The organism is Methylobacterium brachythecii (assembly GCF_014196345.1).
In the GTDB taxonomy this organism is placed as follows: Bacteria; Pseudomonadota; Alphaproteobacteria; order Rhizobiales; family Beijerinckiaceae; genus Methylobacterium; species Methylobacterium brachythecii.
On record NZ_JACIDN010000015.1, the window covers coordinates 20872 to 29768 of the forward strand.

General features: G+C 68.8%; 11 protein-coding genes. 8 read left to right on the forward strand and 3 right to left on the reverse strand.

Annotated elements, in window-relative coordinates; all coding sequences use genetic code 11:
- Positions 1–98: 98 nt before the first annotated feature.
- The 3 genes from purB to GGR33_RS25170 form a co-directional block, all read right to left on the reverse strand.
- Complete coding sequence (gene purB / locus GGR33_RS25160) at positions 99–1406, reverse strand: adenylosuccinate lyase (RefSeq protein ID WP_183513690.1); 1308 nt, start codon at positions 1404–1406, stop codon at positions 99–101.
- 83 nt (positions 1407–1489) lie between these two features.
- The gene (locus GGR33_RS25165) at positions 1490–2221 is read right to left on the reverse strand and encodes a Crp/Fnr family transcriptional regulator (protein WP_183513694.1); all 732 of its coding nucleotides are present in this window, start codon (positions 2219–2221) and stop codon (positions 1490–1492) included.
- Positions 2222–2234: 13 nt separating this feature from the next.
- The gene (locus tag GGR33_RS25170; RefSeq protein WP_183513698.1) at positions 2235–2480 is read right to left on the reverse strand and encodes a DUF6894 family protein; all 246 of its coding nucleotides are present in this window, start codon (positions 2478–2480) and stop codon (positions 2235–2237) included.
- Between the two features lie 127 nt (positions 2481–2607).
- On the opposite strand from GGR33_RS25170, the gene GGR33_RS25175 reads away from it, so the two are divergent.
- The 8 genes from GGR33_RS25175 to GGR33_RS25210 all read left to right on the forward strand — a co-directional run.
- Complete coding sequence (locus GGR33_RS25175) at positions 2608–2823, forward strand: DUF2934 domain-containing protein (protein WP_246413464.1); 216 nt, start codon at positions 2608–2610, stop codon at positions 2821–2823.
- Positions 2823–3050, forward strand: coding sequence for a hypothetical protein (locus GGR33_RS25180; RefSeq protein ID WP_183513702.1), 228 nt, complete (start codon positions 2823–2825; stop codon positions 3048–3050). Before GGR33_RS25175 ends, GGR33_RS25180 begins: the two co-directional genes overlap by 1 nt.
- Positions 3051–3160: 110 nt before the next feature.
- Positions 3161–6349, forward strand: coding sequence for a CHAT domain-containing tetratricopeptide repeat protein (locus GGR33_RS25185; protein WP_183513712.1), 3189 nt, complete (start codon positions 3161–3163; stop codon positions 6347–6349).
- Positions 6350–6434: 85 nt separating this feature from the next.
- Positions 6435–6992: a molybdenum cofactor biosynthesis protein B gene (gene moaB, locus GGR33_RS25190; protein ID WP_183513722.1), complete on the forward strand. Its 558-nt coding sequence runs from the start codon at positions 6435–6437 to the stop codon at positions 6990–6992.
- 102 nt (positions 6993–7094) lie between these two features.
- On the forward strand, positions 7095–7289 hold the full coding sequence (locus tag GGR33_RS25195) for a hypothetical protein (protein WP_183513727.1): 195 nt from the start codon (positions 7095–7097) through the stop codon (positions 7287–7289).
- Positions 7290–7367: 78 nt separating this feature from the next.
- The gene (locus GGR33_RS25200; protein WP_183513731.1) at positions 7368–7784 is read left to right on the forward strand and encodes a cell envelope integrity TolA family protein; all 417 of its coding nucleotides are present in this window, start codon (positions 7368–7370) and stop codon (positions 7782–7784) included.
- A gap of 82 nt (positions 7785–7866) precedes the next feature.
- Entirely contained in the window at positions 7867–8418 is a 552-nt protein-coding gene (gene rfbC / locus GGR33_RS25205; protein ID WP_183513734.1) for a dTDP-4-dehydrorhamnose 3,5-epimerase, read from the forward strand.
- A gap of 48 nt (positions 8419–8466) precedes the next feature.
- Positions 8467–8897: GDP-mannose 4,6-dehydratase (locus GGR33_RS25210; protein ID WP_183513737.1), on the forward strand; the 431-nt coding region annotated here is incomplete at its 3' end.

Genomic DNA, 8897 nt, shown 5'->3' on the forward strand with positions numbered 1-8897 from the left:
TCATTGCGAGCGTGGGCGAAGCTATCCAGAGCAACACCCGCAACGCCTGCCCATTGGCACTGGATTGCCTCGGCTTCGCCTCGCATTGACGGGGGGGCTCACGCCTCTCCGAACACTCGGCGGAAGATCGTATCGACGTGCTTGAGGTGGTAGCCCAGGTCGAAGCAGTCCTCGATCTGCTCGGGCTTCAGCACGGCGGTCACTTCGGCGTCAGCCTTCAGCAGCGTCAGGAAGTCGCCCTCGCCGCGCCAGACCGGCATCGCGTTGCGCTGGACCAGCCGATAGGAATCCTCGCGCGACAGGCCGCCCTGGGTTAGGGCCAACAGCACGCGCTGCGAGTGGACGAGGCCCCCGAGCCGGTCGAGGTTCTTCTGCATCTGCTCTGGATAGATCAGCAGCTTGTCGATCACGCCGGTCATGCGGGCGAGCGCGAAATCGAGGGTCACGGTGGCGTCGGGGCCGATCATGCGCTCGACGGAAGAGTGCGAGATGTCCCGCTCGTGCCAGAGCGCCACGTTCTCGAGCGCCGGGGTCACGTAGCCGCGCACCATGCGAGCCAGCCCGGTGATGTTCTCGGTGAGCACCGGGTTGCGCTTGTGCGGCATGGCCGAGGAGCCCTTCTGCCCCTCGGAGAAGAATTCTTCCGCCTCCAGCACCTCGGTGCGCTGCAGGTGGCGCACCTCGATGGCGAGGCGCTCCATGGACGAGGCGATCACGCCGAGCACCGCGAAAAACATGGCGTGGCGATCGCGCGGAATGACCTGCGTCGAGACCGGCTCGGCGGCGAGCCCCATCTTCTCGGCGACATACTCTTCGACCCGTGGGTCGATATTGGCGAAGGTGCCGACCGCGCCGGAGATGGCGCAGGTCGCGATCTCTTTTCTCGCCGCGACCAAGCGCTCGCGATTCCGAGAAAATTCGGCATGGGCCTGGGCGAGCTTGAGCCCGAAGGTCACCGGCTCGGCATGGATGCCGTGCGAGCGTCCGATGGTCGGCGTCATCTTATGCTCGAAGGCGCGCTTCTTCAGCGCGGCGAGCAGCTTGTCGAGGTCCGCGATCAGGATGTCGGCGGCTCGTGCGAGCTGGACGTTGAGGCAGGTGTCGAGCACGTCCGAGGAGGTCATGCCCTGATGGACGAAGCGCGCCTCCGGCCCGACGATCTCGGCGAGATGGGTGAGGAAGGCGATGACGTCGTGCTTGGTGACCGCTTCGATCGCGTCGATGCGGGCGACGTCGAAGACCGCGTCGCGGCCCTTCTCCCAGACCGTCTCGGCGGCTTCCTTCGGCACGACGCCGATCTCGGCGAGTGCAGAGGTCGCATGCGCCTCGATCTCAAACCAGATCCGGAACCGGCTCTCCGGCGACCAGATCGCGGCCATCTCGGGGCGGGAATAGCGGGGGATCATGACTCGATACGGCTCCTTCGGGATGGCGCGATCGCTAGTCCCCGAGGCGCCCGAAGGCAAGGAATGTCCGCCCTGCGGCTGCCTCAGGACGAGGGACGCAGGTGCAGATAGCCCGGATCGAACCCGGCCGCGGCAACGAGGCGGCCCCAATCGAGAATCGTCAGGGTCGATCCCTGAAGGGCGACGAGGCGGGCACGCCGGAGTTCGCCCAGCATCCGCGTGACATGGACCGAGGTCATGCCCGTGGCATCGCCGAGATCCGTGCGGGTCACGGGCCATTCGAGGCTGTGGTCCTGGGCGAGGCCGACGTGCGCCAGGCGCAGATACATCTCGCAGATCAGGTGGGCGAGGCGCTCGAAGGCGGAGCGCCGCCCGATGCCGACCATCCACTCGCGGAAGATCCCAGCGTCGATCAGCGTGTCTCGCCACAGCACGGCGCCGATGCGCGGGTGGTCGGCGACGAATTCCTGAAGCGGCCGGTGTGGGACGAGCGCGACGTCGCAAGGGGTCAGGGCCGCCAGCGAATGATCCATGACCTCCAGATAGATGCTGTGTAGGTCCGGCATCTCGCCGGCGACGTGGAACGACAGGATCTGCCGGCGGCCGCTCTCCAGGATGCGGTAGCGAAAGAGCCAGCCACGCAGGACCACGCAGGACTGCGTCGGGTGGTCGCCCTCCTGCACGACGTCCTGGAAGCGGGCGAGCGTCCGGATCTGCATCGGCAGCGACTCGAGGCGATCGATCTCCACCTGGCTCAGCTCGGTATTGGTCTGCAGGCGGCGCGTGAGCTTGCTCAGGTGGTCTCGATCGGACATGGCGTCCCTCCGCTCAGCCGGCCTGCGCCAGCCATGTGGCATCGAGCGCGAGGCGGGCCGAGAGCAGGGAGGTCTCGCCGCCGTCACGGACCGTGATCACGAAGCTGCGATGATCGCCATCGGGAAGCTCGTCGCGGGCGATGTCGAGCAGCGAGCAGATCGCCTCGCGGCGCGCGCTCTCGCGGTCTGGCAGTTCGAGGCCCTCGTCGTCCCGCACCTGGCGGTCTCCATCGGCAACATCGAAAAAGTATCGCGGCAAACCGGCCTCCCTTCAGCGCGTCCGCTCCAGCCTGCCGTAAGCGGCCCACGGCCTCGCGAACCTATGTTCGCGCGGCCACACGCTCCTCCGGCTATCGCAGCCCTCAACGCGCGCGGAGGGCGCGCCGTTGCGGTGGGAACGCATGATGCAGGCGACGGACGACGAGGTGCGGATCGGAGGCGGGCAGGGGCGGGTTCCCGCGGAGCGGATCCGGCAGCGCGCCTACGAATTATGGGAGCGCAACCATTGTCCGCCCGGCCTCGAATTGCGGTTCTGGCTGCTCGCCGAGCGGCAATTATGGGCCGAGGCGGAGCGGGATCACACTGAAGGCGGGGCCGCCTGATGTCGGAACCCGACCCCATCCGCCGGGGACTGGCCCGGCAGAAGCCGGTCTATCGCGCGCTGATCCTCGACGCCGAGGAGAAGGTGCTGCGGACCGAGGTTCTGTTCGCCCAGACCGACGCCGAGGCCCTGGCCATGGCCCGGGCGCTGGCTTGGCAATTCGACATCGAACTCTGGGACGGCCTGCGCTTCATCGAGCAGATCGCCGCCGGCGCGGGACAGAAATAGCGCCCCTTCCGGCTGGACTTGCCTCACCGGACGGCGCCCTGGACATCGCGGACTGAACGACGACAGTCTCGAGCACGGCGACGACTCGGTTCCGCCGCGCGGATCACGTCATGCGGCAATCGAGAGCAAGTCTCCGCGTCGTCGGCGCGATGCTGTTTGCAAGCGTGATGACATCCGGCGCCGCCAGGGGCGAGTCGCCGCGTGAGATCGGCAATCGAATCTCGGCCTACCAACGGAAGGGCGATTTCTCGAAGGCCATGGCCGAGGCGAAGGTGCTGGAGGCCCATGTCCGCAGGCGCGTCGGAACTCACAATCTCTCCTACGCGATCGCGCTCTCCTATCTCGGCCAGTGCAGCCTGGATCTCGCGCGCTACTCGGAGGCCGAGGAGTATTACCGCCGGGCCGCGACGATGGCAGAGCAGCTGCACGATCCATTCCAGGTCACGCTGAACGGCGAGGTCGCCGACACCCTGCGCAAGCGGGGGCGGTTCATGGAAGCCGAAGGAGCGGCTCGCAAGGCGGTCGCCACCGGTGAGCGCATGCTCGGGAGCCAGCACGAGGATACGGTGCGCGTCACGCGCCAGCTCGCCGACATCCTGCACGACGAGTCGCGGGATATCGAGGCCGAACCGCTCTACCGGCGGGTTCTGGTGCTGGAGGAGAAGCGGACCGGCGCGAACTCCTCCGAGACCGGTGCGACCGTCGCCGGGCTCGGCATCAGCCTGCTGGGTCAGGCGCGCTTCCGCGAGGCCGAGCCGATGATGCGCCGGGCGCTCGCCATCAGCGAGGCCCTCTACGGGCCGGATCATCCGGATGCCGGCATCCTCCTGATCAACCTCGGCACGACCCTCGAACAACAGGGCCGCGTGGCCGAGGCCGAGCCACTCTATCGGCGCAGCCTCGCCAACCGGGAGAAAGGGCTGGGGCCGCGCCACCCGGATGTCGGCCAATCGCTGATGATGCTCGGCTCCTCCCTGCACCTGCAGAACCGGCACGCCGAAGCCGAATCGCTGTTTCGCCGCTCGCTCGACATCCGCGAGGCGGCGCTCGGCCCGGACCATGCGGATGTCGCGCGCAGCTTGAGCAACCTCGGGAGCGCCCTGCAATGGCAGGGCAAGAACGTCGAGGCCGAGGCGATGCATCGGCGCGCCCTGGCGATCCGGGAGCGGGTCTACGGGCTCACGGCGCCCGACGTCGCGATCTCGCTCAGCAACCTTGCCGGCGCGCTGACCAACCAGGATCGAATCGAGGAGTCGGAGCCCCTGGTGCGCCGCGCCCTGGCGATCCGCGAAGCGGCGCTGGGGCCGTCCCATCCCCAGGTCGGCGTCGCCCTGAATGATCTCGCCTACCTTTTGGAGCGCGAGGGCAAGCCGCGAGAGGCGCGGGACCTTTATCTCAAGGCACTGGCGATCCGCGAGGGGGCGCTCGGGCCGCAGCACCCCAACACCATCGCGACCCTTCGCAACCTCGCCCGGGTCAGCGACGGCATGGGCGATATCGGCGGCGCACTGGTCTGGTCGCGCAGGGCGGTCGCCGCGGTGCTCGCCGAGCCCGAGCAGGCACAGTCGGAGACCGTGTCCGGTGTCATGCAGCCCGACCGCGCCGAGGTCCAGGCGGACTTCCTCGGGCGCCAGGTCACCACCTTCTACGAGCATGTCCGGCTGCTCGGCCGTGCGGCCGAGGCGGGGCTGGAGCCGGCCCCGACGCTCGCGGCCGAGGCTTTCGAGACCTGCCAGCGCACCGGCAATTCCCGCGCCTCGGCGGCCCTTCGCCAGACGAGCATCCGCTTCGCCGCGGGCAGCGACCGCCTGGCCGAGCTGACGCGCCGCCTCCAGGATCTCACCGCGCAGCGCACCGAGCTGAACCAGCGGCTCGTTGCGGCGATCGCCAAGGGGACGGCGGAGATCGCCGCGGAGACCGGCCGCCTGCGCCAGGCGCTGGCGCAGGCAGAGGCCGAGATCGCGACCGGCACGGAGACCCTGCGCCGCGAGTTTCCGCGCTATGCCGAGCTGACCCGTCCGCGGCCGATCACGGTCGCCGACGCCCAACGCCTGCTCGACCCGGACGAGGCGATGGTCGTGCTGCTCACCGGCACGCCGGACAGCTTCGTCTTCGCGATCACCCGCGAGGGCGTGTCCTGGCGAAAGCTGCCGCTCGACGCGGAGGCGATCTCCGAGAAGGTCGCCGCCTTCCGCCGCGGCCTCGATCTCGTCGAGTTCCAGAGATCCGGAAGCGATCCGGCCGCCCGATTCGATCTCGGCCGCGCCCACGCGCTCTACGAGACGCTGCTCGGGCCTGTCGCCGGGACGATCGCCGGCAAGCACGGGCTCGTCTTCGTGCCGACCGGCGCACTGACGGCGCTGCCGTTCCACCTTCTGGTCACCGAGGCGCCGGCGATCCCAGAGCGCCAGGCGCCGCGCATGACGGATTATCGCGATGCGGCCTGGCTGATCCGAGGCCACGCCGTGAGCGTGCTGCCCTCGGTCAACAGCCTCGATGCCCTGCGCGCCACCCCGCGCGGCGCCTCGGCCCCGAGCACCATGATCGGCTTCGGCGATCCGGTCTTCAGCCGGGCCGACGCGCCGCCCATGGTCGCCTCCGCCCGCGGTGGCGGGGAAGCGCCGCGCGCGACGCGCGCCGGCTACAGCGACTTCTGGCGCGGCGCCGGGATCGACCGGGAGCGGCTCTCCCAAGCACTGCCGCAGCTCCCCGAGACCGCCGACGAGCTGAACGCCATCTCCCACCGCCTCAAGGTGTCGGCAAGCGACGTCTTTCTCGGCGAGCAGGCCACCGAGCGGGCCGTGAAGCAGGCGCCGCTCTCGAACTACCGCATCGTCTATTTCGCGACGCACGGGCTCGTGGCCGGCGACATCAAGGGCATCGGCGAGCCCTCGCTTGCCCTGACGCTGCCGCGTCAGCCCTCCGAGACCGACGATGGCCTGCTCACCGCGAGCGAAGTGGCGGCGCTTCATCTCAACGCCGATTGGGTCGTGCTTTCGGCCTGCAACACCATCGCCGGAGACAGGCCAGGGGCCGAGGCGCTCTCGGGACTGGTGCGCGCGTTCTTCTATGCAGGCGCGCGGGCGCTTCTCGTCACCCATTGGTCGGCCGGCTCCGAGGCCGCGACCCGGCTGACAACGAGCACCTTCACCCTGCTCGAAGCCCAGCCGAGCCTCGGCCGCGCCGAGGCCCTGCGCCGGGCCATGCTCGACTACATCGCGCAGGCCGCACGGCCCCTCGACGCCTACCCGGCCTTCTGGGCGCCCTTCGCTGTGATCGGGGAGGGCGGGGCACGGTGAGGCTCGACCGTCGCCCGACACGGCAGACATTCGCCGAGAACCATCCCATATCTGACGCGCAGCCCCGCGCCCGCGAGACCCGCCGATGAACGACACCGCCCTCGAACGCCCCTTCATCCCGCTCGCCATCGCCGTGCTGACGGTCTCCGACACCCGCACGCCGGAAGACGACCGCTCGGGCGATACGCTCGTGGAACGCCTCGAGACGGCGGGACACAAGCTCGCCGCGCGGGGCATCGTGCCTGACGAGATTCCGGCGATCCGAGCCCGGGTCGAGGCCTGGTCGCGCGATCCGGACATCGACGTGATCCTCACCACCGGCGGCACCGGTTTCACCGGCCGTGACGTGACGCCAGAGGCGATCGAGCCGCTCTTCGAGAAGCGGATGGACGGGTTCTCGGCCGTCTTCCACCGTATCTCCTACGACAAGATCGGCACCTCGACCCTTCAGTCGCGGGCGACCGCAGGCGTGGTGCGCGCGACCTATGTCTTCGTGCTGCCGGGTTCGCCCGGCGCCTGCAAGGACGCCTGGGACGGCATCCTCGACGCGCAGCTCGACTACCGCCATCGCCCCTGCAATTTCGTCGAGATCCTGCCGCGGCTCGACGAGCATCTCCGGCGCGGGGCGACGATCAGCGTCTGAGAGCGGACGGCCGCCATCTTCCGCATCCGGAACCGAGCCGGCGCCAGATACTTGTCCCGGTGCAACAAAAATCGCTCAGGCTCACCATCAGGGAGTGAAACGATGAAATTTGGCCTCGCCCTCGCAGCCGCGCTCACCTTCGGCACCCTCGGCATGGGCGCCACGGGGGTCTCCGCGGCCAGCGGCAAGACCACCATGCAGACCGGTTCGAACGCGGATGCAGGCGGCGGCGCCTCCAGCGGCAAGATGTCCGGTGGCAAGATGCAGTCGAAGTCGATGAAGAAAAAGAAGATGTGAGCGGTCGAAGCCAGACCGTTCGAGGGCGCCTCCGGGCGCCCTTTTTCGTTCCGTCACATGCCGCGGAGACCGGGATCCATGCTGCCGCGACTGGTGTTCTCGGGCGTCCTGCTGACAGCATTGCTCGGCGCCTCCGGGATTGCATCGCCTCGCCCGCTGCCGGCTGCGCGAGAACGGCCCGAGGTCCGGCAGAGTGTCGAACGATGGGTCTCGCTGGTTGTGACCAAGGTCACCCGAGCCGGCGAAGGACGATTCCCGGGCGATCCCAGAGTGAATCCCGGTGGGACGGTGACGATCCGCGTCCGGATCGGCGCGGACGGCACCCTTGAGGGTGCCGCCATCGACCAGAGCTCCGGCTCCGACGCCCTCGACACCCGCGCCCTCGCAGCCGCCAAGGCCGCGTCCCCCTTCACCCCCCCACCGGAAAAGCTACTGACGCTGGAAGGATTTACGGAGCTGGCGTTTCCGGTGGAGTTCGGGCCGGCCGGGGAGTAACGCAGCGCTCGCTTGACTCGGCATCCGTCACAACCTTGAAAGCGCGCTCAACGGCCGCTGGCGAGGCTCTCCGGAGATGACGATGCGCGTGATCGAGACGGCCATTCCCGAGGTGAAGCGGGTGGTTCCGAAGCGGCACGGGGATGATCGCGGCTGGTTCTCGGAGGTGTTTCGGGCGGACCGGCTCGCCGAGGCCGGCATCGACAGCGTGTTCGTGCAGGACAATCAGTCGTTCTCAGTGCCGGCCGGCACGCTGCGGGGCCTGCACTTCCAGACGCCGCCGGCGGCGCAGGCCAAGCTCGTGCGGGTGCTCGCCGGGGCGATCCTCGACGTCGCCGTGGACATTCGGAGAGGTTCGCCGACCTTCGGCCGCTACGTGGCGGTGCGGCTCGATGCCGAGAACGGCGAGCAGCTCTTCGTGCCGCATGGCTTCGCCCACGGCTTCTGCACCCTGGAGCCGAACACCATGGTCGCCTACAAGGTCGACGCCTATTACAGCCCGGCCCACGACCGGGCCATCGCCTGGAACGATCCAGCGATCGGCATCGACTGGCCGGTGAGCGAGGCCGAGGCCAGCCTCTCGGCCAAGGACAAGGCCGCGCCCCGGCTATCTGAAGCGGCTGACCTGTTCTGACGGCAGGACGACCTGCGCGACCGGCCGCGACTGACGGAGAGATTTGGAATGCGCATCATCGTGACCGGCGGCTGCGGCTTCATCGGTTCGGCGCTCGTCCTGCATCTGGTGCAGGATCTCGGGCACGAGGTGCTGACGCTCGACGCACTGACCTATGCGGCCAACCCGATCTCGCTCGCGCCGCTCGATGGCGATACCCGTCATCGTCTCGTACAGACCGACATCTGCGATCCGGCCCGCGTCCACGCGCTCCATGCCGAGTTCGCGCCCGATGCGGTGATGCATCTGGCCGCCGAGAGTCATGTCGACCGCTCGATCACCGATCCGGGGGCGTTCGTGCGCACCAACGTCATCGGCACGCAGGTGATGCTCGACGGTGCCCGAAGCTACTGGGAGGGCCTGCCCGAGGCGAAGCGCGGAGCGTTCCGCTTTCTCCACGTCTCCACCGACGAGGTCTACGGCTCGCTGCCCGAGGGCGC

Bases quoted from the DNA above. Each gene is read 5' to 3' on its own strand.
- GGR33_RS25185 (WP_183513712.1), top strand. From the start codon at position 3,161: ATGCGGCAATCGAGAGCAAGTCTCCGCGTCGTCGGCGCGATGCTGTTT.
- GGR33_RS25165 (WP_183513694.1), bottom strand. From the start codon at position 2,221: ATGTCCGATCGAGACCACCTGAGCAAGCTCACGCGCCGCCTGCAGACC.
- purB (WP_183513690.1), bottom strand. From the start codon at position 1,406: ATGATCCCCCGCTATTCCCGCCCCGAGATGGCCGCGATCTGGTCGCCG.
- moaB (WP_183513722.1), top strand. From the start codon at position 6,435: ATGAACGACACCGCCCTCGAACGCCCCTTCATCCCGCTCGCCATCGCC.
- GGR33_RS25195 (WP_183513727.1), top strand. From the start codon at position 7,095: ATGAAATTTGGCCTCGCCCTCGCAGCCGCGCTCACCTTCGGCACCCTC.
- GGR33_RS25200 (WP_183513731.1), top strand. From the start codon at position 7,368: ATGCTGCCGCGACTGGTGTTCTCGGGCGTCCTGCTGACAGCATTGCTC.
- GGR33_RS25180 (WP_183513702.1), top strand. From the start codon at position 2,823: ATGTCGGAACCCGACCCCATCCGCCGGGGACTGGCCCGGCAGAAGCCG.
- rfbC (WP_183513734.1), top strand. From the start codon at position 7,867: ATGCGCGTGATCGAGACGGCCATTCCCGAGGTGAAGCGGGTGGTTCCG.